The 24,660-nt window shown below is 67.3% G+C and carries 17 protein-coding genes and 3 rRNA genes; 4 read left to right on the top strand and 16 right to left on the bottom strand.

Annotated features, from left to right (window positions below):
- The first annotated feature begins 55 nt into the window (after positions 1 to 55).
- Positions 56 to 436, top strand: coding sequence for a PRC-barrel domain-containing protein (locus tag G3I54_RS25760; protein WP_164617540.1), 381 nt, complete (start codon positions 56 to 58; stop codon positions 434 to 436).
- Here the strand turns inward: G3I54_RS25760 and G3I54_RS25755 are convergent.
- The 14 genes from G3I54_RS25755 to G3I54_RS25690 form a co-directional block, all read right to left on the bottom strand.
- On the bottom strand, positions 349 to 1,815 hold the full coding sequence (locus G3I54_RS25755; RefSeq protein ID WP_164617538.1) for a DNA polymerase IV: 1,467 nt from the start codon (positions 1,813 to 1,815) through the stop codon (positions 349 to 351). The two genes, G3I54_RS25760 and G3I54_RS25755, sit on opposite strands and share 88 nt — an antisense overlap.
- A gap of 107 nt (positions 1,816 to 1,922) precedes the next feature.
- Entirely contained in the window at positions 1,923 to 2,549 is a 627-nt protein-coding gene (locus G3I54_RS25750; RefSeq protein ID WP_164617536.1) for a MerR family transcriptional regulator, read from the bottom strand.
- Between the two features lie 168 nt (positions 2,550 to 2,717).
- The gene (locus tag G3I54_RS25745) at positions 2,718 to 3,191 is read right to left on the bottom strand and encodes a bifunctional nuclease family protein (RefSeq protein WP_006123076.1); all 474 of its coding nucleotides are present in this window, start codon (positions 3,189 to 3,191) and stop codon (positions 2,718 to 2,720) included.
- 53 nt (positions 3,192 to 3,244) lie between these two features.
- Positions 3,245 to 3,988 carry a MerR family transcriptional regulator gene (locus G3I54_RS25740; RefSeq protein WP_164617534.1) on the bottom strand — a complete coding sequence of 248 codons (744 nt, stop codon included), beginning with the start codon at positions 3,986 to 3,988 and terminating at the stop codon, positions 3,245 to 3,247.
- A gap of 41 nt (positions 3,989 to 4,029) precedes the next feature.
- Positions 4,030 to 4,809 carry an FHA domain-containing protein gene (locus tag G3I54_RS25735; protein ID WP_164617532.1) on the bottom strand — a complete coding sequence of 260 codons (780 nt, stop codon included), beginning with the start codon at positions 4,807 to 4,809 and terminating at the stop codon, positions 4,030 to 4,032.
- A gap of 190 nt (positions 4,810 to 4,999) precedes the next feature.
- The gene (locus G3I54_RS25730) at positions 5,000 to 5,812 is read right to left on the bottom strand and encodes a DUF881 domain-containing protein (protein WP_164617530.1); all 813 of its coding nucleotides are present in this window, start codon (positions 5,810 to 5,812) and stop codon (positions 5,000 to 5,002) included.
- A 5-nt stretch (positions 5,813 to 5,817) separates the two neighbouring features.
- Complete coding sequence (locus tag G3I54_RS25725) at positions 5,818 to 6,150, bottom strand: small basic family protein (protein WP_003970459.1); 333 nt, start codon at positions 6,148 to 6,150, stop codon at positions 5,818 to 5,820.
- Positions 6,147 to 7,061: a DUF881 domain-containing protein gene (locus G3I54_RS25720; RefSeq protein ID WP_203687172.1), complete on the bottom strand. Its 915-nt coding sequence runs from the start codon at positions 7,059 to 7,061 to the stop codon at positions 6,147 to 6,149. The genes G3I54_RS25725 and G3I54_RS25720 overlap by 4 nt, the downstream gene beginning before the upstream one ends.
- A 108-nt stretch (positions 7,062 to 7,169) precedes the next feature.
- Positions 7,170 to 9,665, bottom strand: coding sequence for a mannose-1-phosphate guanyltransferase (locus G3I54_RS25715; protein ID WP_164617528.1), 2,496 nt, complete (start codon positions 9,663 to 9,665; stop codon positions 7,170 to 7,172).
- Positions 9,666 to 9,777: 112 nt separating this feature from the next.
- Positions 9,778 to 10,386 (bottom strand): CDP-alcohol phosphatidyltransferase family protein, encoded by a 609-nt coding sequence (locus G3I54_RS25710; RefSeq protein ID WP_164617526.1) that lies wholly within the window; start codon positions 10,384 to 10,386, stop codon positions 9,778 to 9,780.
- Positions 10,387 to 10,551: 165 nt separating this feature from the next.
- A 5S ribosomal RNA gene (gene rrf / locus G3I54_RS25705) occupies positions 10,552 to 10,668 on the bottom strand.
- Positions 10,669 to 10,747: 79 nt separating this feature from the next.
- A 23S ribosomal RNA gene (locus tag G3I54_RS25700) occupies positions 10,748 to 13,872 on the bottom strand.
- 303 nt (positions 13,873 to 14,175) lie between these two features.
- Positions 14,176 to 15,703, bottom strand: a 16S ribosomal RNA gene (locus tag G3I54_RS25695).
- Together the 16S, 23S and 5S rRNA genes form the textbook arrangement of a ribosomal RNA operon.
- A 722-nt stretch (positions 15,704 to 16,425) precedes the next feature.
- The gene (locus G3I54_RS25690; RefSeq protein ID WP_007456156.1) at positions 16,426 to 16,983 is read right to left on the bottom strand and encodes a MarR family transcriptional regulator; all 558 of its coding nucleotides are present in this window, start codon (positions 16,981 to 16,983) and stop codon (positions 16,426 to 16,428) included.
- A gap of 132 nt (positions 16,984 to 17,115) precedes the next feature.
- Here G3I54_RS25690 and G3I54_RS25685 point away from each other — a divergent pair, with 132 nt between their 5' ends.
- The gene (locus tag G3I54_RS25685) at positions 17,116 to 18,480 is read left to right on the top strand and encodes an MFS transporter (RefSeq protein WP_164617625.1); all 1,365 of its coding nucleotides are present in this window, start codon (positions 17,116 to 17,118) and stop codon (positions 18,478 to 18,480) included.
- 26 nt (positions 18,481 to 18,506) lie between these two features.
- On the opposite strand, the gene G3I54_RS25680 is transcribed toward G3I54_RS25685, so the two are convergent.
- The gene (locus G3I54_RS25680; RefSeq protein WP_164617524.1) at positions 18,507 to 20,243 is read right to left on the bottom strand and encodes a SpoIIE family protein phosphatase; all 1,737 of its coding nucleotides are present in this window, start codon (positions 20,241 to 20,243) and stop codon (positions 18,507 to 18,509) included.
- A gap of 275 nt (positions 20,244 to 20,518) precedes the next feature.
- On the bottom strand, positions 20,519 to 21,967 hold the full coding sequence (locus tag G3I54_RS25675; protein ID WP_164617522.1) for an NAD(P)/FAD-dependent oxidoreductase: 1,449 nt from the start codon (positions 21,965 to 21,967) through the stop codon (positions 20,519 to 20,521).
- Positions 21,968 to 22,310: 343 nt separating this feature from the next.
- On the opposite strand from G3I54_RS25675, the gene G3I54_RS25670 reads away from it, so the two are divergent.
- Positions 22,311 to 23,246 carry a helix-turn-helix domain-containing protein gene (locus G3I54_RS25670; protein WP_164617520.1) on the top strand — a complete coding sequence of 312 codons (936 nt, stop codon included), beginning with the start codon at positions 22,311 to 22,313 and terminating at the stop codon, positions 23,244 to 23,246.
- A gap of 263 nt (positions 23,247 to 23,509) precedes the next feature.
- The coding region (locus tag G3I54_RS25665; RefSeq protein WP_164617518.1) for a sigma-70 family RNA polymerase sigma factor at positions 23,510 to 24,660 on the top strand (1,151 nt) is incomplete at its 3' end.

The following is a 24,660-nucleotide window of genomic DNA, read 5'->3' as shown; positions in this document are numbered from 1 at the left end:
GTGCTGGTGGAGCAACAGGGACCACCCTGAGCAGTTGCGACCAGTGGGAGGCACCGTGCAGACCGATATCGATCCGCGCCGCCTGATCGGCCGCAAGGCATTCGATCGCAAGGGCGCCAAGATCGGAACGGTGGATGAGGTCTATCTCGACGACGCGACGGGCGTGCCCGAGTGGGCGGCCGTCCGCACCGGCCTGTTCAGCAGGGACGCCTTCGTCCCCCTGGAACCGAGCGAATTCACCGATGACGCGCTGCGCGTCCCGTTCGACCGCGCCTTGATCAAGGACGCGCCGGACTTCGGCGTCGGCCGGCACCTCTCGCCCGAGCAGGAACTGCAGCTCTACCGGCATTACGGGCTGGACTCCCCACCCCCGGAGGCTGCGGCGGATCCGGCGTCCGACCGGGACTTCGGCAGGCTGGCCGGCCAGGAGGAGTAGTCGGCCGGCTCGCGGACGAGCGGCAGCGGGTCGGCGGGCCGCAGCAGCGGATCGTCGATGCGGAACGTGAGGACCCGGCCGGGTGCGCTCCACGGTTCCTCGAACCGGACGGTGACCCGGCCGATGCCGCTCCCCTGCACCCAGCCGTGCCCGTGCTCCTCGTGGCGCACATCGTGTCCGGCGGGCCAGCGTCGCGCGGCGAGCAGCTCCCCGCTGTCCGGCTCGGGCTCGGGCACGGCCTCCTCGGCGCCGCCCGCCACTACCGGAGCCCGGTCCTCCTGGGCCCGCTGCGCGAGCTCCCGGGCGTCGGCGGCCTGGGCGAACAGGTCCTCCTGCGTGTAGTCGGCAAGCCCCGTGACGCCGACCCCGAGCAGCCGCACGCCTCCCGTGGTGTCGACGGACTCCAGCAGCCGCCCCGCCGCCTCACGGACCACCGTGGGGTCGTCCGTGGGGCCTCTGAGGGTCTCGGAGCGGGTCAGCGTGGAGAAGTCGTAGCGGCGGACCTTCAGCACCACCGTGCGGCCCGAGCGGTCGGCGGCGCGGAGCCGTTCCACGCACCGTACGGCCAGCCGCTCCACCTCGGCGCGCACCCGCACCCGGTCGTGCAGGTCCACGTCGAAGGTGTCCTCCACCGATACGGACTTGGCGTCCCGCTCCGCGACCACCGGCCGGTCGTCGAGCCCCAGCGCCATCCGGTACAGCCCGTGGCCGTGGGCCTTGCCGACCAGCCGTACGAGCTCCGCCTCGCCCGCCTCGGCCAGGTCGTGGACGGTGGTCATGCCCGCGCGTCTGAGATGGTCACCGGTGGCCGGGCCGACCCCCGGCAGGATGCGGACGGACATGGGGGCGAGCAGTTCGCGTTCGGTGCCCGGCTCGATGACGAGCAGCCCGTCGGGCTTGGCCTCCTCGGAGGCGATCTTGGCGAGCATCTTGGAACCGGCCAGGCCGACCGATCCGCTGAGGCCGGTCACCGCCCGGATGGCCGCCCGCAGCCCCTCCCCCGCCGCCCGGGCCGACGCCGTGTCCTCGGCCGTGCCACCGGCCTCCAGGTCCACGAAGGCCTCGTCCAGGCTGAGCGGCTCCACCAGGGGCGACAGCCGCCCGAGAAGCTTCATCACCTGGTCGCTCACCGTGCGGTACAGCGAGAAGCGGGGCACCAGATAGGCCGCGTTCGGTGCGAGCCGCCGGGCCTGTGCGGTGGGCATCGCCGAGTGCACGCCCAGGCGCCGGGCCTCGTACGAAGCGGTGGCGACCACCCCGCGCGGTCCGAGGCCGCCCACCACGACCGCCTTGCCGCGCAGGCTCGGCTTGGCCGCCTGCTCCGCCGACGCGTAGAAGGCGTCCATGTCCAGGTGGAGGATGGTGGGCGCGGGTCTCACACCGTCGATGCTGCCCTACGGCACTGACAATGGGACGGTCCGGCGCTCGAAGGAGCGCCGGACCGTCCCGTTGCCGTGCTGTTCGTCGTCCGTTCGTCGTGCGCTGCTCAGCCGGCGCGGTTACGTCGCCGCGCCAGTTCGTCCGCGGGGTTGTGCCCGACGAGCGTCTCGCCGGTGTCGACCCGCTCGCCGTGCAGCTGCGAGAGTGCCGCATCCACGTCCCGCCAGACGACGCCGACGGCGATCCCGAAGACCCCCTGCCCGCCCTGGAGCAGGCTGACGACCTCGTCGGGCGAGGAGCACTCGTAGACCGTGGCCCCGTCGCTCATCAGCGTCATGCGTTCGAGGTCCTGGAAACCACGGGCCCGTAGGTGCTGGACCGTGGTGCGGATGTTCTGCAGAGCGACCCCGGTGTCCAGGAACCGCTTGACGATCTTGAGGAGGACCACGTCCCGGAAACTGTAGAGACGCTGGGTGCCCGACCCGTAGGCCGGGCGCACACTGGGCTCCACCAGTCCCGTACGCGCCCAGTAGTCCAGCTGGCGGTAGGTGATCCCCGCCGCCGCGCACGCCGTAGGTCCGCGATAGCCGATGTCGTCGGCATCGCTCGCCGCTGCCACGCCGCCCGCTGCCACCGCCGCCGGTTGAACCGGCTGCCTGATGGCGTGGTCGGCTCCACTGCCGTGCTGCGGATACGGCCCACCCGCCGCCGTACCGTCGCCGCTGCTTCTCACGCCGACCTCCGTCCTTGACCTGCCCACTCGAAGGTAGGCAGTCACTCGGGGTGCGTCAACGATCGCCACACTCGGCACGCCGAGTGATAATCACCCTGAGGGTGGTTTCCCGTGTCTCGTTTCCGGGAAAGGCTTGTCGGATGCGCTGACGGCACCCCTGCGGGACGGTCACTGACTGTTCGTACCGAAGTCCTCCGGAGAGATCTGGTCGAGGAATTCGCGGAACTTCTCCACCTCGTCCTCCTGCTCGTCGGGGATCGCGATGCCCGCATCGTCCAGCACGCCGTCACTGCCGTAGATCGGCGTGCCGGTCCGCAGGGCGAGCGCTATGGCGTCGGAGGGCCGGGCGCTCACCTCGACTCCGCTGGCGAAGACGAGCTCCGCGTAGAAGACCCCTTCGCGGAGGTCCGTGATCCGGACCTCGGTGAGCTCCTGGCCCACGGCCTCGAGCACATCCTTGAACAGGTCATGGGTCAGCGGCCTGGCGGGCGCCATGCCCTGCTGGGCGAAGGCGATCGCGGTCGCCTCCCCAGGACCGATCCAAATGGGGAGGTACCGGTCGCCTCCCACTTCACGCAGGAGAACGATCGGTTGGTTGGAGGGCATTTCCACCCGGACACCGACAACGTCGAGCTCGTTCACACAGCAACCCTAGGACGTGCTCGCCATGTTTGGGTAGTCGGGCTCCGCCGAGCTCAGTGCAGACGGCTGCGCAGAGCGCTCTGGACGAGTGCCGCGTGCAGCCGTACGGACAGCTCGGCGAGCTCGTTCGCGGTGGCCTCGGCATGGGCTCTGGTCTGCGGATTACGGTGCCGGCGCAGGGGCGCGACCAGCTGCTCCACCAGCCCCGCCTCCCGGTCGGCGGAGGCCCGCATGGCGCGAAGATGCCGCGGTTCCAGACCGAAACGCCCCAGATCCGCCACCAGCTTGGCGACGGTCACCATCTCGGCGTCGTAGCCGCCCTCGGGAGCCGGGACGATGAGCCCGTAGGACTCCCATTCGGCCAGCCGGTCCTCGTCCACCTCGGCAGCGGCGAGCAGCTCGGCCCGCCCGATCCGGGCGGCGGTCGCCGCGCCGGGACCGCCCTCCCACACCCCGTCGGCGAGGTCCCGCCGGTCGCCGGGCGTGGGCAGGACGGGCCGCTCGCCCCGGGCCAGTGCGTCCAGGTGCTCCCGGATGACCTTCAGCGGCAGGTAGTGGTCCCGCTGCATGCGGAGCACCTGCGCCAGACGCTCCACATCACGCGGAGCGAACTTCCGGTATCCGGAAGGAGTGCGCTGCGGCTCGATGAGCCCCTCGGCTTCCAGGAACCGGATCTTGGAGATGGTGACTTCGGGAAACTCGTCGCGCAGCTGGATGAGCACCGTGCCGATGCTCATCGGGCGCGCTTCCGCGGTGGCGGTGCCGTGGCCGGCACCGCCTGTCGGTGTTCGCAGCATGGGCCTTCCTGGGGGTCCCCCCGGACGGAGTCCGGGGCTGGTCACACGCCCCGCGGGCTCGCATAGAAGACCAGGCGGTACTTTCCGATCTGGACTTCGTCGCCGTTGGACAGCTGGACCGAATCGATGCGCTCACGGTTGACGTAGGTGCCGTTGAGGCTGCCGACATCGCCCACGGTGAAGCTACCGTCCGGGCTCCTGCGGAACTCCACATGACGCCGCGACACGGTCACGTCATCGAGAAAGATGTCGCTCTGCGGGTGACGGCCGGCCGTGGTCAGGTCGCTGTCGAGCAGGAAGCGGCTGCCGGAATTCGGGCCGCGCCGCACGACCAGCAGTGCCGAGCCTCCGGGCAGCGCGTCGACCGCGGCCTGGGCCTCCGGGGAGAGCGAGGGCAGAGCCGTCTGGCCCGTGGCCTCCGCCTCGTACGCCTCGAGACCGGAGATGGAGATCGTGGACGTCGTCTCCGAGGGGCGCTCGGGAACGCCGCCCCGCAGCGGCGCGCCGCAGTTGGAACAGAACCTGCTGGCCTCCGCGTTGCGGTGACCGCACCTCGTACAGACCGGCATCGACGAGCCCTCCGGGGTGAACCCTCCACCCGCACTCGAGGCTGATGGTTCGCCGAAACCTATGCGTCCGGCACCGGCAGGGTCAACAGACGACACGCCGTCACCACCAGGGGCGCCGGACACCTCGTCGCGGAAGAGCGGACGCTCCGCCTCCGGCTCCTCGCCCTGACCGTGGCGCGGCGCGCGGTGGCGGGCAGCACTGTTGCTGTCCTCGCGTGCACTCTTCCCGAACAACTTCGCAAACAACTTCACGGGCGATTCCCCTTGACCGACATAGACCCGCCCGTGGGGCAGGACGAACCCTGAATGAACACACCTGCCGACCCGGACATCTTCACAACGTCCGTATCCACCCGACAGTTTCCACCACGCACCACCAATCCGGTGCGCCGACCCCCCGCAACCGTCCGACCCGGTCCACCGGCCCTCACGCTCGCCCGGATCACGGGGACGACGACCGAGCGTAGTCAGGCCGCTGCGCCGGTCGCAAGGCATCGACGACGATGTCGTCGGACCGCTCCACGAGCACGGTGGCCTGCTCCTTCTCCAGTGTCTGGACCACACCGCCGGGGATGTTGAGGGCGGGCTCCAGATCCTGCGGCTTGCCGATCACCGTGAACTCGTACGGTGCTTCGATCTTCTTTCCGTCGACCCGTACGTCCCCGGCGTCACCGGAGAAGTAGGTGTTGGCCACCACCCGCACCCCATTGACCTCGATCGCCTCGGCGCCCGCCGCCCGCAGTTCCTGGATGGCGTCGAGCAGCATGTCGGGCGCGACCGCCCCCGAGGGGTCGGTGATCGTCAACGTGATGCCGGGGCCCTTGGCCGCCACGGTGCCCGCGAGGATGCCGAGCTGCCGTTCCTTCTCCAGCGTCTGCTTCCGGGCCTCCTCGGCCTGGTCGGAGCTGTTCTCCAGCTCGGCGCGCTGATCGTCCAGCCGCTGCTTCTCGTCCTCCAGCCGCTGGGTCCGGTCGTCGACCTCGTCGAGGATGCGGACCAGGTCCTCCTGCCGGGCGCCTCGCAGCGCACCGTCGTCGCTGGTGGACCGCACCTGGATGGCGAGCCCCAGACCGAGCCCGAACAGCAGCACGGCGACGATGAGTTGCGCCCGGCTCAGCCGGGGCGGCCAGAGCCCCGCCTTGAGCCGTTGGCGACCGGACACCTCCTCGGCCGCGGACGGCGGCACGGAAGCGTCAGGGGCGGCGGACGCGCCGCCCTCGGGCTGTTCGCTGCGGGGGTTCTCGTCGTTGTTCATCGGCCTCAAGCCCGGAAGACGTGCCGGCGGATCGCGGCGGCGTTGGAGAAGATCCGGATGCCGAGCACGACCACCACACCCGTGGAGAGCTGAGCGCCGACACCCAGTTTGTCGCCGAGGAAGACGATCAGCGCGGCCACCACCACATTGGAGAGGAAGGAGACCACGAAGACCTTGTCGACGAAGATTCCGTCGAGCATGGCCCGCAGACCGCCGAACACGGCGTCGAGCGCGGCGACCACCGCGATCGGCAGGTAGGGCTCGACCACCGCCGGTACCTCGGGCCGGACCAACAGTCCGACCACGACTCCCACGACGAGGCCCAGTACGGCGATCACGATGTGCCCTTCCCTGTGTCTGCCGCACCACTGCCGGCGGCCTTCGGCTCTGCTGTACGGACGATCAGGCTCGGCGCGGCCGGAAGCTGCACCTTCGCCTGATCGGAGATGCTGGTGCGGATGTCGAAGCTCTCCTTGAGCGCCTGCAGGTACTGGCCGTCGGCGCTGTCCTGGAAGGCGGTCGCGAGCTTCTTCCCGTCCCCCACCGCGAGCACCGTGTACGGCGGTACGAGCGGCCTGTTGTCGACCAGTATGGCGTCGCCGGCGGCCCGGATGGCCGACAGTGCCGTCAGCCTTTGCCCATTGATGGCGATGGCCTCGGCCCCGGATTCCCAGAGGCCGTTGACGACCCGCTGCATGTCCCGGTCGCGGACCCGCCCGGTGTCGGCGAAGCCCGACGACTCGCGCGGCCCGCCGCCGCCCTGGTCGGTGTTCTTCGCGTCGTCGACGACCAGCTTCACCCCGGGTCCCTCTACCGGAGTCGCTCCGGCCAGCAGGGCCACCAGCTCCCCCTGGTCCCCGCCGTGCTGCTCCAGGGCCTTGCGTTGACGTTCACTCACGTCGGAGCGGAGCGCGTCGACACTCGACTCCAGCGTGTCCGCGGCCTGCGTCTCCGCGTTGATCCGGTCGATCAGCTCTTCGCGCTCCTTGGCGACGACCGGCGCCGAGATCCGCGCCTCGGCGGCGCCGAGGGTGACCACGAGGGCGGCCACCACCAGTCCGGCGGCCAGGCCGAGCTTCGACTTGAGCGTACGGGGCAGCCCGGCGCTCCCGTCGGCCTTGCGCCGGGCCGAGGCCTCCGCGTAACCGTCGTCGAGGCTGTGGTCCATCACGTTGTTCAGCAGCGACATGGAGGCGTCGGGGCTTGCGGGCGGCGAGGCGGTGCTCCGATCGGGGGACTGCTGCGACATGCCGCACATCGTCGCACGTCATCACGGCTGCCGCCGAATGGCCCCACCGGTGCGCCACAACCCCCTGTCCGGGGCGTCGCGGCGCACCGTACCGTGCGGGTCCGGGCGTCAGTCGCCCGCGCTGTCCACCACCGCGGCCCACTCGTCGAGCAGTGCCTGGGCCGAGGCGTCGTCCGGACCTTCCGCCCACAGATGGGTGACGGCCTCCGCCCGGTCGGGCAGGACCATGATCCACCGCCCGTCGGCCTCGACCACCCGGACCCCGTCCGTGGTGTCCACGCTGCGGTCACCGGCCGCTTCGACGACCCGCCGCATGACGAGCCCCTTGACGGCCCAGGGCGTGGCCAGGTCGCGGCGCAGGACATGCGCCCGGGGAATGCGGGCGTCGATCTGGCTCAGAGTGAGCTGGGTGCGCGCGACGAGACCGATCAGCCGGACGAAAGCGGCGCTCCCGTCGAAGACACTGCTGAATTCGGGAACGATGAACCCGCCGCGCCCGTCTCCTCCGAAGATGGTGTCCTCTTCACGGCCCACCCGGGTCAGGTCGTCGGGCGAGGTGGTCGTCCACTCCACCTGGGTGCCGTGATAGGCCGCCACCTGCTCGGCGACGCGCGTGGTCGTCACCGGCAGGGCGACCCGACCGCTGCGCCGCTCGGCGGCGACGAGATCGAGGAGGACCAGCAGGGCCCGGTCGTCCTCGATGATTCGGCCCAGTTCGTCAACGAGGGAGAGCCGCTCGCCGACCGGGTCGAACCGCACCCCGAAGGCGGCCCGCGCGGAGGACACGATCTCCCCGAGCCGCACCAGACCGGCCCGCCGGGTTTCTGCGGACTCGGTGGGCCGCGACTCGTCGAGCCCGGGGTTGATCGTCAGCGCGTCCACGCCCAGCCTGCCGAGCAGGCTGGGCAGAACGAGCCCGGCGCTGCCGTTGGAGGCGTCGACGACGACCTTGAGCCCGGATTCGGCGATGCCGTCGACGTCGACGTTCCGCAGGAGAGATCCGGTGTACGAGTCGAACACGCTGGACGGGAAGTGCAGGTCCCCGATCTCGCCGGGGAACGCCCTGCGGTACTCCTGCCGTGCGTAGACCCGGTCGAGCTTGCGTTGCTGCGCCTGCGAGAGGTCCGCGCCCCGCTCGTCGATGAACATGATGTCCACGGAGTCGGGCACCCCGGGCGACGTACGGATCATGATGCCGCCGGCGCTGCCCCGGGCGGTCTGCTGGCGTGCCACGGGCAACGGTACGTTCTCGAGGTCCCGGACGTCGATGGCGCTGGCCTGCAGGGCCGAGATGACGGCCCTCTTGAGGGCGCGGGCGCCTCGGGAGTGGTCACGGGCGGTCGTGACCGTCGAGCCCTTCTTGAGGGTCGTGGCGTAGGCGCCGGCCAGCCGTACGGCCAGTTCGGGGGTGATCTCGACGTTCAGGATCCCGGAGACCCCGCGCGCTCCGAAGAGGTGCGCCTGTCCGCGGGATTCCCAGATGACCGAGGTGTTGACGAACGCGCCGGCCTCGATGGTCTTGAACGGATACACCCGCACATTGCCCTGGATGATCGACTCCTCGCCGACCAGGCATTCGTCTCCGATGACGGCGCCGTCCTCGATCCGGGCCGCACGCATGATGTCGGTGTTCTTGCCGACCACACAGCCTCGGAGGTTGCTGTGCTGGCCGATGTAGACGTTGTCGTGCACCACGGCCTTGTGAAGAAACGCGCCGGTCTTGACGACGACGTTCGACCCGACGACCGTGTGCTCCCGGATCTCGACGTCCGCCTCGACCTTGGCGTAGTCGCCGATGTACAGCGGTCCGCGCAGCACGGCGTCGGGGTGGACCTCCGCGCCTTCGGCGACCCATACGCCGGGCGAGATCTCGAAGCCGTCGAGCTCCACGTCGACCTTGCGCTCCAGGACGTCCGCCTGGGCCTTCACATAGCTCTCGTGTGTGCCGACGTCCTCCCAGTAGCCCTCGGCGATATAGCCGTAGATGGGCTTGCCCTCTTTCATCAGCTGAGGGAAGACATCACCGGACCAGTCGACCGAGGTGTCGGCCTGGACGTAGTCGAAGACCTCGGGCTCCATGACGTAGATACCCGTGTTCACGGTGTCCGAGAAGACCTGCCCCCAGGTCGGCTTCTCCAGGAACCGTTCGACCTGACCGTTTTCGTCCACGATGGTGATGCCGAATTCCAGCGGATTGGGCACCCGGGTCAGGCAGACCGTGACGAGTCCGCCCTTTTCCTTGTGGAACGCGATGAGGTCGGTGAGGTCGAAGTCGGTGAGCGCGTCACCGGAAATGACGAGAAACGTGTCGTCCTTCAACGCCTCCTCGGCGTTCTTCACGCTGCCCGCGGTGCCGAGTGGCTTCTCCTCGTTGGCATAGGTGAGCTCCATTCCGAGCTCCTCGCCGTCCCCGAAATAGTTCTTGACGAGGGAGGCGAGGAACTGGACGGTCACTACTGTTTCGCTGAGCCCATGCCGCTTGAGCAGCCGCAGGACGTGCTCCATGATCGGCCTGTTGGCCACGGGCAGGAGCGGCTTGGGCATGCTCGAGGTCATGGGGCGAAGACGTGTGCCTTCGCCGCCAGCCATCACGACGGCCTTCATGTCGGAAACGTCCTCCTAGAAGAGACGACGGTCAGCCGAATTCGCCCGTCGGGGCATCATGAAAAACTTCTGCCGCGGGCCGGCGACACTGCGCGGCACCGCATCAACGAGCTCAATCGGCTACTGCGTCCGCCTTCACGAGCCGGCGGACCTGAACCACGTAGAGGATCCCTGCCCACCAGTAGAGCGTTGTACCCCATCCTGCGAACGCCCATCCGAAAACGGCGGCCAGTGTGGCCAGCCAACCACTCCCGTCGCTGAGCAGCAACAAGGGGAACGCGTACATCAGGTTGAACGTTGCAGCTTTCCCGAGGAAGTTGACCTGCGGGGGCGGATAGCCGTGGCGTCGCAGGACGGCCACCATCACGAGGAGCATCAGTTCCCGGGCGAGAAGCGCCGCGGTGACCCAGAGGGGCAGGATCTCACGCCAGGTGAGGCCGACCAGGGTGGAAAGGATGTAGAGGCGGTCCGCCGCCGGGTCCAGGAGCCGGCCGAGGCTGCTGATCTGGTTCCACTTGCGGGCGAGCTTCCCGTCCAGGTAGTCGCTGATGCCGCTGAACATCAGCACCAGCAGCGCCCAGCTGTCGCTGTTGGGCCCGCCGAACACGGGGCGAAGAATCAGCCACAGGAAGAGCGGTACCCCGACAAGGCGAGCCATGCTGAGGATGTTGGGGATGGTGAGGACCCGGTCCGTCTGGACCCGAGTCTCCTGGACCTCCACCCGGGGGCCTCCTGTGAAGAACGTGCCAATGATGCCCCCTGACCCTACCCTCAGCTTCCCCCGTCCGGTGCACGGGGGTGCAGCGAAGGAGCTCGGCAAAGGTCATAAGTCCGGAACGCAGAAAAGCCCCGCACCTTATCGGTGCGGGGCTTTCCCGGAAAAATTGTTCGGCGGCGTCCTACTCTCCCACAGGGTCCCCCCTGCAGTACCATCGGCGCTGAAAGGCTTAGCTTCCGGGTTCGGAATGTAACCGGGCGTTTCCCTAACGCAATGACCACCGAAACACTATGAAATTAACCAACACCGGATTTTTACACGGCCGTTCGTTATTTCAGAACTAACACAGTGGACGCGAGCAACTGAGGACAAGCCCTCGGCCTATTAGTACCAGTCAGCTCCACCCCTTACAGGGCTTCCACATCTGGCCTATCAACCCAGTCGTCTACTGGGAGCCTTAACCAATCAAGTTGGTGGGAATACTCATCTCGAAGCAGGCTTCCCGCTTAGATGCTTTCAGCGGTTATCCTTTCCGAACGTAGCCAACCAGCCATGCCCTTGGCAGGACAACTGGCACACCAGAGGTTCGTCCGTCCCGGTCCTCTCGTACTAGGGACAGCCCTTCTCAATATTCCTACGCGCACAGCGGATAGGGACCGAACTGTCTCACGACGTTCTAAACCCAGCTCGCGTACCGCTTTAATGGGCGAACAGCCCAACCCTTGGGACCGACTCCAGCCCCAGGATGCGACGAGCCGACATCGAGGTGCCAAACCATCCCGTCGATATGGACTCTTGGGGAAGATCAGCCTGTTATCCCCGGGGTACCTTTTATCCGTTGAGCGACAGCGCTTCCACAAGCCACTGCCGGATCACTAGTCCCGACTTTCGTCCCTGCTCGACCCGTCGGTCTCACAGTCAAGCTCCCTTGTGCACTTACACTCAACACCTGATTGCCAACCAGGCTGAGGGAACCTTTGGGCGCCTCCGTTACTCTTTAGGAGGCAACCGCCCCAGTTAAACTACCCATCAGACACTGTCCCTGATCCGGATCACGGACCCAGGTTAGACATCCAGCACGACCAGAGTGGTATTTCAACGACGACTCCACAACCACTGGCGTGGCCGCTTCAAAGTCTCCCACCTATCCTACACAAGCCGAACCGAACACCAATATCAAACTATAGTAAAGGTCCCGGGGTCTTTCCGTCCTGCTGCGCGAAACGAGCATCTTTACTCGTAGTGCAATTTCACCGGGCCTATGGTTGAGACAGTCGAGAAGTCGTTACGCCATTCGTGCAGGTCGGAACTTACCCGACAAGGAATTTCGCTACCTTAGGATGGTTATAGTTACCACCGCCGTTTACTGGCGCTTAAGTTCTCAGCCTCGCCAACCCGAAAGTCAGCTAACCGGTCCCCTTAACGTTCCAGCACCGGGCAGGCGTCAGTCCGTATACATCGCCTTACGGCTTCGCACGGACCTGTGTTTTTAGTAAACAGTCGCTTCTCGCTGGTCTCTGCGGCCACCCCCAGCTCAAGCAGCAAGTGCTATCACCAGTGATGGCCCCCCTTCTCCCGAAGTTACGGGGGCATTTTGCCGAGTTCCTTAACCATAGTTCACCCGAACGCCTCGGTATTCTCTACCTGACCACCTGAGTCGGTTTAGGGTACGGGCCGCCATGAAACTCGCTAGAGGCTTTTCTCGACAGCATAGGATCATCCACTTCACCACAATCGGCTCGGCATCAGGTCTCACCCTTAACGCGTGACGGATTTACCTACCACACGGGCTACACCCTTACCCCGGGACAACCACCGCCCGGGCTGGACTACCTTCCTGCGTCACCCCATCGCTTACCTACTACAAGTCTGGTTCATCGGCTCCACCACTACCCTCAACTCCGAAGAGATCGGGCCGGCTTCACGGACTTAGCATCGCCTGATTCAGTACTGGGCGTTTCAAAGCGGGTACCGGAATATCAACCGGTTGTCCATCGACTACGCCTGTCGGCCTCGCCTTAGGTCCCGACTTACCCTGGGCAGATCAGCTTGACCCAGGAACCCTTAGTCAATCGGCGCACACGTTTCTCACGTGTGTATCGCTACTCATGCCTGCATTCTCACTCGTGAACCGTCCACAACTCGCTTCCGCGGCTGCTTCACCCGGCACACGACGCTCCCCTACCCATCCCAGCCCCCGTTGGGGGTACATGCTGGAATGACACGACTTCGGCGGTACGCTTGAGCCCCGCTACATTGTCGGCGCGGAATCACTTGACCAGTGAGCTATTACGCACTCTTTCAAGGGTGGCTGCTTCTAAGCCAACCTCCTGGTTGTCTCTGCGACTCCACATCCTTTCCCACTTAGCGTACGCTTAGGGGCCTTAGTCGATGCTCTGGGCTGTTTCCCTCTCGACCATGGAGCTTATCCCCCACAGTCTCACTGCCGCGCTCTCACTTACCGGCATTCGGAGTTTGGCTAAGGTCAGTAACCCGGTAGGGCCCATCGCCTATCCAGTGCTCTACCTCCGGCAAGAAACACACGACGCTGCACCTAAATGCATTTCGGGGAGAACCAGCTATCACGGAGTTTGATTGGCCTTTCACCCCTAACCACAGGTCATCCCCCAGGTTTTCAACCCTGGTGGGTTCGGTCCTCCACGAAGTCTTACCTCCGCTTCAACCTGCCCATGGCTAGATCACTCCGCTTCGGGTCTAGAGCGTGCAACTCAAACGCCCTATTCGGACTCGCTTTCGCTACGGCTTCCCCACACGGGTTAACCTCGCTACACACCGCTAACTCGCAGGCTCATTCTTCAAAAGGCACGCAGTCACGACTGCATGTGCAAGCACATACAGCGACGCTCCCACGGCTTGTAGGCACACGGTTTCAGGTACTATTTCACTCCGCTCCCGCGGTACTTTTCACCATTCCCTCACGGTACTATCCGCTATCGGTCACCAGGGAATATTTAGGCTTAGCGGGTGGTCCCGCCAGATTCACACGGGATTTCTCGGGCCCCGTGCTACTTGGGTGGTTCTCAAGCAAGCCGTTGATGTTTCAGCTACGGGGGTCTTACCCTCTACGCCGGACCTTTCGCATGTCCTTCGCCTACATCAACGGTTTCTGACTCGTCTCACAGCCGGCAGACTATGAAAGAGAGATCCCACAACCCCGCATGCGCAACCCCTGCCGGGTATCACACGCATACGGTTTGGCCTCATCCAGTTTCGCTCGCCACTACTCCCGGAATCACGGTTGTTTTCTCTTCCTGAGGGTACTGAGATGTTTCACTTCCCCTCGTTCCCTCCACACTGCCTATGTGTTCAGCAGCGGGTGACAGCCCATGACGACTGCCGGGTTTCCCCATTCGGAAACCCCCGGATCAAAGCTTGGTTGACAGCTCCCCGGGGACTATCGTGGCCTCCCACGTCCTTCATCGGTTCCTGGTGCCAAGGCATCCACCGTGCGCCCTTAAAAACTTGGCCACAGATGCTCGCGTCCACTGTGCAGTTCTCAAACAACGACCAGCCACCCATCACCCCACCCATAACAGGCGAGTTCACTGGGGCCGGATCAGAAGGAACAACCATGACGGCCGCACCCTCAGACACCCAACAACGTGCCCGACACAACCCATCCGTTCCCGTTTTCCACGCTCCGAAGAGCAGTACTGACAGAAACCAACCGACTGTGCCGAATAGTCAACGTTCCACCCATGAGCTGACCACCGTCGAACATTTGCCGACGTAGTGGCTCTGGATTCCTTACGGAATCTAGATGCTCCTTAGAAAGGAGGTGATCCAGCCGCACCTTCCGGTACGGCTACCTTGTTACGACTTCGTCCCAATCGCCAGTCCCACCTTCGACAGCTCCCTCCCACAAGGGGTTGGGCCACCGGCTTCGGGTGTTACCGACTTTCGTGACGTGACGGGCGGTGTGTACAAGGCCCGGGAACGTATTCACCGCAGCAATGCTGATCTGCGATTACTAGCAACTCCGACTTCATGGGGTCGAGTTGCAGACCCCAATCCGAACTGAGACCGGCTTTTTGAGATTCGCTCCGCCTCGCGGCATCGCAGCTCATTGTACCGGCCATTGTAGCACGTGTGCAGCCCAAGACATAAGGGGCATGATGACTTGACGTCGTCCCCACCTTCCTCCGAGTTGACCCCGGCAGTCTCCTGTGAGTCCCCATCACCCCGAAGGGCATGCTGGCAACACAGAACAAGGGTTGCGCTCGTTGCGGGACTTAACCCAACATCTCACGACACGAGCTGACGACAGCCATGCACCACCTGTATACCGACCACAAGGGGGGCACCATCTCTGATGCTTTCCGGTATATGTCAAGCCTTGGTAAGGTTCTTCGCGTTGCGTCGAATTAAGCCACATGCTCCGCTGCTTGTGCGGGCCCCCGTCAATTCCTTTGAGTTTTAGCCTTGCGGCCGTACTCCCCAGGCGGGGAACTTAATGCGTTAGCTGCGGCACCGACGACGTGGAATGTCGCCAACACCTAGTTCCCAACGTTTACGGCGTGGACTACCAGGGTATCTAATCCTGTTCGCTCCCCACGCTTTCGCTCCTCAGCGTCAGTAATGGCCCAGAGATCCGCCTTCGCCACCGGTGTTCCTCCTGATATCTGCGCATTTCACCGCTACACCAGGAATTCCGATCTCCCCTACCACACTCTAGCTAGCCCGTATCGAATGCAGACCCGGGGTTAAGCCCCGGGCTTTCACATCCGACGTGACAAGCCGCCTACGAGCTCTTTACGCCCAATAATTCCGGACAACGCTTGCGCCCTACGTATTACCGCGGCTGCTGGCACGTAGTTAGCCGGCGCTTCTTCTGCAGGTACCGTCACTCTCGCTTCTTCCCTGCTGAAAGAGGTTTACAACCCGAAGGCCGTCATCCCTCACGCGGCGTCGCTGCATCAGGCTTTCGCCCATTGTGCAATATTCCCCACTGCTGCCTCCCGTAGGAGTCTGGGCCGTGTCTCAGTCCCAGTGTGGCCGGTCGCCCTCTCAGGCCGGCTACCCGTCGTCGCCTTGGTAGGCCATTACCCCACCAACAAGCTGATAGGCCGCGGGCTCATCCTTCACCGCCGGAGCTTTTAACCCCGTCCCATGCGGGACAGAGTGTTATCCGGTATTAGACCCCGTTTCCAGGGCTTGTCCCAGAGTGAAGGGCAGATTGCCCACGTGTTACTCACCCGTTCGCCACTAATCCACCACCGAAGCGGTTTCATCGTTCGACTTGCATGTGTTAAGCACGCCGCCAGCGTTCGTCCTGAGCCAGGATCAAACTCTCCGTGAATGTTTACCCGTAATCGGGTGCACACATCACGAGAGCGGAACAACCGGTCGGAATAAGACCCGTTGTTCACAGCGTCCTCGCTGTGTAAATGCCTACCCGGTCACCGAAGTGAACCCGGTAGGACTTTCAAAGGAACCACCAACCTGCCGAAGCAGGCCGGGGTATCAACATATCTGGCGTTGACTTTTGGCACGCTGTTGAGTTCTCAAGGAACGGACGCTTCCTTCGGTCCCGTTTCACCGGGGCCCTCCGGGCGCTTCCCTTCGTTCTTGCGTTTCCGACTCTATCAGACTCTTTCGTGTCCGATTCCCGGTCGAAGCGGGTCAAGCGGTCCTGCTCTTTTCGCTTTCCAGGTTCTTCGCTTTCGCGTTTTCCCTTTCCGGCGAGTCCGACTCTATCAGATCCTTTCGGGCCTGATTCCCAGTCAGCGGGGCTTGTCTTCCCGGCTGTTGGGCCGTTCCGACGCTCAAACTCTAGCGGATTCTCCCGGCGGCTCATAATCGAGCCTTCGTCATGAATTCCGGCATGCCGAAATCATCCCGAGTGGGAGATCGTGCTGAAGTTTGGTTGCCGCGTTCGCGGCGGGATCGGCTGCCGCGGAACCGTTCCGGCTCCGTGACAACTCGGAGAACTTTACGGATCCTCCAGGGGCGTGTCAACCCTCCCCCGGTGACCTCCGCGGTGGCTTCCGTGGGGCCTTCGTGGCGTCTCCGGCCTGGCCGTCAGTCCAGGTCGGTGAGGCGGCCGCCGGCGTCCGGCTGGGCGTGTTCCACCCGGCGCAGGAGGCGGACCAGCAGCTCGCCGAGGACGCCGCGTTCGTCGCCGGACAGGTCCTGGAGGAGGTCCTCCTCGAAGTCGCTCGCCATGCGCATCGCTTCGAGCCACTTCGTACGGCCCTCGTCCGTCAGCTCGACGATGACGCGGACCCGGTTGTTCTCGTCGCGGTCCCGGGTGACCAGGCCCTCGCCGGCCATCCGGTCGATGCGATGGGTCATGGCGGCCGGGGTGAGACCGAGGCGCTTCGCCAGTTCGCCGGGGCCCAGGCGGTAGGGGGCGCCCGCCAGGACCAGGGTCTTGAGGACCTCCCACTCGGCGTTGCTGATGCCGAGGGCTGCGACCTGCCTCCCGTACGCGACGTTCATCCGGCGGTTCAGGCGACCCAGTGCGGAGACGACCTGCTCGACCTGTGGGTCGAGGTCGCGGAACTCGCGCTGATAGGCGGCGATCTGTTCGTCGAGGCTCGGCTCGCTGGGGCCGGGCTCCTCGGTGCTCTCAGACATGGCGGGCAGTATGGCACGCCCCCACCACCCTTGAAGTCCTTCAGCCTGTAGTTTTCACCTTCTAAGTTTAGTGCTAAAGTCTTCGAGTCTGATTTCTTCGAAACCTTGAGGTAGGTGAGTGTGACCAGGGAGATGGGCGCAGCGCTGCGGCGGATCCAGCTGGGCAGCGCGCTGAGCGCGTTCGGGCTCGGGTTCACCGTTCCGTATCTGTACGTCTACGTGGCGCAGGTGCGGGATCTGGGCGCCGGTACGGCGGGAGTCGTTCTGGCGGCCTTCGCGATGGCGGCGCTGGTCGTTCTGCCGTTCACCGGGCGGGCCATCGACCGGCGGGGCCCGTTGCCAGTGCTGGTGGTGGCCTCCGTTCTGGCCTCCGTGGGCGCGGTCGCCCTGGGGTTCGCGAGCAGTGTTCCGGCCGCCGTGCTGGCCGCCGCGGTCCTGGGTGCGGGCACCGCCGTCATGCAGCCGGCCCTCGCCACGATGCTCGTGTGGTGCTCCAGCACCGCGACCCGTACGCGCGCCTTCGCCATGCAGTTCTTCCTGCAGAACCTGGGGCTCGGCCTCGGCGGGCTCGTCGGCGGGCAGCTGGTGGACGTGGACCGTCCGGCGAGCTTCACGATGCTCTTCCTGATCGAGGCCGCGATGTTCGTGGTGCTCGGTGTCGTCGTGACCACCGTGCGCATGCCGCGTAACGCTTCGCTCGGCGGCGCCAGGCCGGCGGACGGGTCCGCCGCGAAGGGCGGCGGGCTGCGGGCGCTGCTGTCGCACCGGGCCATGGTGCAGCTGTGCGTGCTGGGGTTCGTGCTGTTCTTCGCCTGCTACGGGCAGTTCGAGTCCGGGCTCGCTGCGTACGGCACGGAGGCCGCCGGGATCGAGCCCTCCACCCTCGGCTTCGCGCTGGCCGCCAACACCGCGGTCATCGTCGTGGCGCAGTTCGTCGTGCTGCGGCTCGTGGAGCGGCGGCGGCGCAGCCGGGTCATCGCCGCGGTCGGCCTGATCTGGGCCTTCGCCTGGATCGTGGCGGGCTACGCCGGGCTCGGGCACGGCAGCCAGACCATGGCGACGGCCGCGTTCATCTCGACGTACGCGCTGTTCGGGCTGGGGGAGGCGATGCTGTCGCCGACCGTCGCCCCGCTGGTCGCCGATCTGGCGCCGGAGTCGATGGTCGGGCAGTACAACTCGGCGTTCGCCCTGTGCAAGCAGCTCGCGCTCGCGGTCGGTCCGGCCGTCGGCGGGCCGATGGGGGCGTCGCTGCACGGCCCGTACATCGTGACGTTCGTGTTGTTCTCGCTGGGCATCACGGTGCTCGCGCTGCGGCTGGGCCGGCGGCTCACCCCCGTACAGGACCAGCCTTCGCCGGCCAACGTCCCCTCGCGGGTGGTGGCGGTGTCACTGCCCGAGGGCGGAGACGTCGCGGAGGCCGCTCCCGCGCCCCCGTCCGCAACGGTCGCCCCGGCCTCACCGGCCGCACCCGCCGCCCCGGTCTCCGCGGGGCACTGACCGGATCCGCTGAACGTTCGCCCTGCTCACTGCGGCAGGGCGAACTCGCACCAGACCGCCTTGCCGCCGCCCGGTGTGCGCCGGCTGCCCCATGAGGTGGCGATCGAGGCGATGATCGAGATGCCGCGTCCCGCCTCGTCCGCCGGTTCGGCCTGGCGGCGGCGCGGCAGGTGGTCGTCGCCGTCGGTCACCTCGATGATCAGCCGACGGTCCGTACGACGGAGTCCCAGGCGCATCGGCGGGGTGCCGTGCTGGAGGGAGTTCGCGACCAGTTCGCTGGTGGCGAGGACGCCCAGGTCGCGGAGCTCGACCGGAAAGCGCCAGGAGGTCAGGACGCCGGTGGCGAAGGCGCGGGCGCGCGGGGCGGCCTCGATGCCGCCGAGGAGATCGAGCGCGGCGTTGTGGAACAGCTCCGCGTTCGTCCCCGTACGGGCGGGGTGCTGGACCACCAGGACCGCCACGTCGTCGTCATGCTCGGCGGTCACGCCGAGGGAGCGGATCAGCCGGTCGCACACCACCTGCGGTGATCCCTTGGCGCCCGAGAGGGCGCGGGCCAGGGAGGCGACGCCCTCGTCGATGTCCTCGCTGCGCCGTTCGACCAGGCCGTCCGTATAGAGGACCGCGGTGGAGCCGGGCGGCAGTGCGATGGTGCCCGAGGTGTGGACCCAGCCGCCGGTGCCGAGCGGTGGGCCGGTGGGGTCGGCGGCTCGGTGGACCGTGCCGTCCTCGTCGCAGACGAGGATCGGGAGGTGTCCGGCGGAGGCGTAGACGAGCTGCCCCTCGTTCGGATCGTGGACGGCGTAGACACAGGTCGCGATCTGGCTGGCGTCGATCTCGGCGGCGAGGACGTCCAGCAGCTGGATCACCTCGTGCGGCGGGAGGTCGAGCCGGGCGTAGGCGCGGACGGCGGTGCGGAGCTGGCCCATCACGGCGGCGGCCCGGACCCCGCGGCCCATCACATCGCCGATGACGAGGGCGGTGCGGCCCGCGCCGAGGGTGATGACGTCGTACCAGTCGCCGCCCACCGCGGCGTCGGTTCCGCCGGGCTGGTAGGTGGCGGCGATGCGGAGGTCGTCGGGCTGTTCCAGCTCCTGCGGGAGCAGGGAGCGCTGGAGGGTGACGGCCGTTTCGCGGTGGCGGCGCTCGCTGGTGCGCAGGCGTTCGGCGGCTTCGGCGTGGTCGGTGACGTCGGCGGCGTACACGAGGACGCCGCCTTCTCTCCTGCCGTCTCCCTTATCTCCCTTGCCTTCCTTGCTTTCCTTGTCGTCCTTGTCCTCCGTGCTGTCCCAGGAGGCGACCGGGGTGCAGGTCACGGTGTACGAGCCGCCCTCGGCGGTCCTGCGGGACTTGACCGTGCGGGCGGTGCCGCTGCGCAGGACCTGGTCGAGCAGGGGAAGCACGCTGAGCTGGGCGAGCTCGGGCATGGCCTCGGCCGCGGGGACGCCGGACGGGCGGGGGCCGAACGCGGCCTCGTACGCGTCGTTGACGTACGCGACGCGGTGGTCCGCGCCGTGCAGCAGGGCGACGGGGGCGGGGAGCCGGCCGAGGATCTCGCGGGCGGAGAGGTCGTCGAGGGCGGGCCCGGGGAGGGCCTCCGTCGGGGCGGGGCCGGAAGGAGCCGGGGAGGCGTCGTCCGGCAGGGCGGGCGAGCCCTCCGGCCGGGCGTACTCGGCTCGGGCCGCCGGCACGGCACTGCGGTCGTCCCGCGCGGCGGCTCGGCGCTGCGTTCCGGGAAGGCGGGCGCTCCAACGCGTGAAGTTCACGGTATTTCTGGCCTCGTGTGTCGGTCTGGTCCGCTCGGGCGGGCTGCTTCTTCTGCCGTGTTCGGGGGCACCGGGGGCCATACCCCGGGAAGGCGCAGCCGGGCCTCGTCGTGCTGTTGGTGCGTCGCTGCAGGTCACTGTCGGTCACTGCTGACCGGGTCACTCTGTGCAGGCGTGGGCCCACCTATGGTCACACGTCCAGTGTGACCGACCGTACTGACAGTCGCCGCCCTGCCGCCCGCCGGCTGTCCGTCAGCTGTCCTTCAGCTGCCCGTTCAGCTGTCCGTTCGGCGGTCGTCCGGCGGTTCTCCGGAGCTCTTCGGGCGGCCCGGTCCGGGGACTCCCGGGGTGCCGGAGCCGCCGCCCGCCGCGAGTTCGAACTCGGCGCGGGGGTGCTCCAGCGAACCGAGGGAGACGATCTCGCGTTTGAAGAGTCCGGACAGGGTCCATTCGGCAAGGACGCGCGCCTTCCGGTTGAACGTGGGCACCCGGCTGAGGTGGTACGTACGGTGCATCAGCCAGGCGGGGTAGCCCTTGAGCTTGCGACCGTAGACGTGGGCGACGCCTTTGTGCAGGCCCAGGGAGGCGACCGATCCGGCGTACGCGTGGCGGTACTCCTTGAGCGGCCGGCCGTCGACCGAGGCGAGGACGTTGTCGGCGAGGACCTTCGCCTGGCGCACCGCGTGCTGGGCGTTGGGCGCGGTCTCGCGGCCCGGTTCGGAGGCGGTCAGATCGGGTACGGCGGCGGCGTCGCCGGCGGCCCAGGCGTGCGGCACCCCCTCGACGCCGAGGGTGGCGGTACAGCGGAGCCGGCCGCGTTCGGTGAGGGGCAGGTCGGTGGCGGCCAGCAGCGGGGCGGGTTTGACGCCCGCGGTCCATACGAGGGTGCGGGTGGGGAAGCGGGAGCCGTCGCTGAGGACGGCGACGCGGTCCTCGCAGGTGTCGAGGCGGGTGTCGAGGCGTACGTCGATGTTCCGGCCGCGCAGCTCGCCGATGGCGTACGTGCCCATGGCCTCGCCGACCTCGGGGAGGATGCGCCCGGAGGCCTCGACCAGGATCCATTTCAGGTCCGTCGGCTTGATGTTGTGGTAGTACCGCGCCGTGTAGCGGGCCATGTCCTCCAGTTCGGCCAGCGCTTCCACGCCCGCGTAGCCGCCGCCGACGAAGACGAAGGTGAGAGCGGCGTCGCGGATCGCGGGGTCGCGGGTGGCGGAGGCGATGTCCATCTGTTCGATGACGTGATTGCGCAGCCCGATGGCCTCCTCGACGGTCTTGAAACCGATGCCGAACTCGGCGAGGCCGGGAACGGGCAGGGTGCGCGACACGGACCCGGGGGCGATGACGATCTCGTCGTACGCGATCTCCATGGCTCCGGTGCCGTCCTCGCCGGTGGCGAGGGTGGTGACGGTCGCGGTCCGTTCGGTGTGGTCGACGCGCTGCGCCTCGCCGATGACGATCGTGCAGTCGTTCAGGACGCGGCGCAGCGGCACGACCACATGGCGCGGCGAGATCGAGCCGGCGGCCGCTTCGGGGAGGAAGGGCTGGTAGGTCATGTACGGCTCGGGCGTGACGACCACGATCTCGGCGTCGCCGCTCTTCAGTCTCTGCTTCAACTTCCGTTGGAGACGCAGCGCTGTGTACATCCCGACGTAGCCGCCGCCGACGACGAGAATGCGCACACCTGGCCGGGTGCCGGGGGTCGTCCCCCGGGAATCTGGAGCCATCACCACCCCATGACGCAACGGAGTCAGTGGTTTGTCCACAGGCCCGGCAAATTGTGTGACTGGCGGATCCTCAACGGCACTCGGGGCCCGTGGGTGGCGGAAAACGACAGCCGCGCAGGTCAGGCGCTACGCACGAGGTGAGTGGGAGGGCGATGTTCCGCCAACGATCGGATCTTGGTCCGATCGGGGGGCGTCCCATGCGGAACTACCCCCTTCTGAATTGACGCGGGCTCAACTATGTTCGTAACCCGTCGGGGTGTCGGGTGCGGATTTCGTTGTGCTCCGCTCCCCGGCTGAAACGGCGGGAAGTCTCCGGGGGGAGACGTCATAACCGGGGGAAGTTATGCATATTCAGGATACGCATGGCCAGGCTGCGCTCTCTCGCGCGTCCGAGGACCATGGACGCCTCGGCTCCGTGGGTGCGCTCGGCGTCATGAGCTCGGCGGACGCCGTTCGATCGGCGGCCGCGGTGAGTGCGGCGGCGATGAATTCGGCCGGTGCCGGACAGGCCCCGAACGGGGCGACGACGGCGGGAACGGCGACGACAGGGGCCGCGGGCGCACCGCGCTCGGCTCCGCTGCGCGTCGACGCGCAGCGCAATCTGGAGCACGTGCTGCGGGCGGCTCGCGAGGTGTTCGGGGAGCTGGGTTACGGCGCTCCGATGGAGGACGTGGCACGTCGCGCCCGCGTCGGCGTGGGCACCGTCTACCGACGGTTCCCGAGCAAGGACGTGCTGGTACGACGGATAGCCGAGGAGGAGACCTCCCGGCTGACCGAGCAGGCGCGCACGGCGCTGGGGCAGGAGGAGAAGCCCTGGTCGGCGCTCTCCCGCTTCCTGCGTACGTCTGTGGCGTCGGGTGCGGGCAGGCTGCTGCCGCCGCAGGTGCTGCGGGTCGGGGCCGACGGGGAGGAGTCGGGTGCACCGGCGGCTTCCGGGGCGGCTTCGGCTCCGGGCGCGGTGGACGAGACGCGGGTTCCGCAGCAGCGGCAGGGAGTGGGCCAGGACGACTTCCGCGTCGTCGGCCAGCGCTCCGGGGGCGGCGACGGGCTCGACGGCCTCGGTGAGGACTCGGGCGCGGTCGAGCTGCTGGAGGTCGTGGGGCAGCTGGTGGACCGGGCCCGGGACTCCGGTGAGCTGCGCCGGGATGTGACGGTGGCCGATGTGCTGCTGGTCATCGCGACGGCGGCTCCTTCACTGCCGGACGCCGCTCAGCAGGCCGCGGCTTCGGCCCGGTTGCTGGACATCCTGCTGGAGGGGCTGAGGTCGCGGCCGGCGTGAGGCAGCCGTCCGTCTGTGTCCGTCCGCGGCCGGCCGTCCTTCTCGACGGCTGTCCCGGACGGGCGGACGGGCGGACGGGCGGTGAACGGGTGTCGGGAGACGAATCGACGGGGTCTCCTTCCCCGAAAGAAGGTTCTCTAGTACTCGTATTCGAGAAAACGCCCCGGATGAGTGGTTGGCAGGACTGAGATGCCAACGCGATTGAGCCATGTGGCAGTCTTGGCCGATATTCGGGTCCGAGGGTGTATACGGGGGCTTCCGCGATGAGCGGTAACGAGCAGCAGGAAGAGCCGCTCGGCGAGATCGCTGCGGCCGACAGGGACACGAAGGCGGACGGGCCGTCCGCCGGGCAGGTGCCGAGCCAGGCCATACGCGGCGCGTCGGACGGGGAGTCCGAGGGCGGTACCGTCCTGCCCGGCCCGTGGCCCGCCGTCGCCGAGGGGGACGCCTCCGGCGGATCCGGCGCACCCGCGGTTCCGCAGCAGCGCGCGGGGCGCAGCGGGGCCCCCGAGGCCGGTCTTTCCGACGCCCGGCTGATCGAGGACATGCGGGCGGGCGACGACCAGGCCTACGAGGAGCTGTTCCGGCGGCACTCGGGCGCCGTGCTCCGCTACGCCCGCAGCTGCTGCCGGGACGGGCACACCGCCGACGACCTGACGGCCGAGGTGTTCGCGCGCACGCTCCAGGCCGTACGGGGCGGAAAGGGGCCGACGGAAGCGGTCCGGGCCTATCTGATGACCGCCGTCCGCCATGTCGCCGCCGCCTGGACCAAGAGCGCCAAGCGTGAGCATCTGGTCGACGACTTCGCGGTGTTCGCCGCACAGGCCTCCCGCTCCTCGGAGGTCTCCGACGACGACACCCTCGAACTCGGCGCCGACGTCCTGGCGATGCACGAGGCCGAGCAGACGATGGCGATGCAGGCGTTCCGGAGCCTCCCGGAGCGCTGGCAGGCGGTCCTGTGGCACACCACGGTGGAGGAGGAGTCGCCGAGCGAGATCGCCCCGCTGTTCGGCCTCACCGCCAACGCCACCGCCGTCCTGGCCAGCCGCGCCCGCGAAGGGCTCAAGCAGGCGTATCTCCAGGCCCATGTCAGCCAGGCGCTCACCACCGGCGGGGACTGCGCGCAGTACGCCGACCGGCTCGGCGCCCACGCCCGGGGCGGGCTGCGGACCCGGGCCGAACGCGGTCTGCGCAAGCACCTCGACGAGTGCGCCAAGTGCCGGGTGGCGGCGGGCGAGCTGGACCATGTGAACGCCGGGATCCCGGCGCTGCTGCCCGTCGCGGTCATCGGCTGGTTCGCCGCCGGGTATTCGCTCAAGGCCGCGGGCATCGTGGCCGGCGGCGCGGCCGGGGCCGCCGGAGCGGGAGCCGCCGCGGCGGCCACCGGGTCCGGTTCCACCGGTGGCGCCGCCGG

The sequence above is a fragment of the Streptomyces sp. SID14515 genome, from assembly GCF_010548505.1.
Taxonomy (GTDB): Bacteria; Actinomycetota; Actinomycetes; order Streptomycetales; family Streptomycetaceae; genus Streptomyces; species Streptomyces caviscabies.
This window is presented reverse-complemented; position numbering and strand designations above follow the sequence as displayed.

What these genes read in the sequence shown, in the direction of transcription:
- G3I54_RS25685 (WP_164617625.1), top strand. Translation starts at nt 17,116, where the DNA reads ATGGGCGCAGCGCTGCGGCGGATCCAGCTGGGCAGCGCGCTGAGCGCG.
- G3I54_RS25690 (WP_007456156.1), bottom strand. Translation starts at nt 16,983, where the DNA reads ATGTCTGAGAGCACCGAGGAGCCCGGCCCCAGCGAGCCGAGCCTCGAC.
- G3I54_RS25720 (WP_203687172.1), bottom strand. Translation starts at nt 7,061, where the DNA reads ATGTCGCAGCAGTCCCCCGATCGGAGCACCGCCTCGCCGCCCGCAAGC.
- G3I54_RS25675 (WP_164617522.1), bottom strand. Translation starts at nt 21,967, where the DNA reads ATGGCTCCAGATTCCCGGGGGACGACCCCCGGCACCCGGCCAGGTGTG.
- G3I54_RS25740 (WP_164617534.1), bottom strand. Translation starts at nt 3,988, where the DNA reads ATGCTGCGAACACCGACAGGCGGTGCCGGCCACGGCACCGCCACCGCG.
- G3I54_RS25715 (WP_164617528.1), bottom strand. Translation starts at nt 9,665, where the DNA reads ATGAAGGCCGTCGTGATGGCTGGCGGCGAAGGCACACGTCTTCGCCCC.
- G3I54_RS25670 (WP_164617520.1), top strand. Translation starts at nt 22,311, where the DNA reads ATGCATATTCAGGATACGCATGGCCAGGCTGCGCTCTCTCGCGCGTCC.
- G3I54_RS25730 (WP_164617530.1), bottom strand. Translation starts at nt 5,812, where the DNA reads ATGAACAACGACGAGAACCCCCGCAGCGAACAGCCCGAGGGCGGCGCG.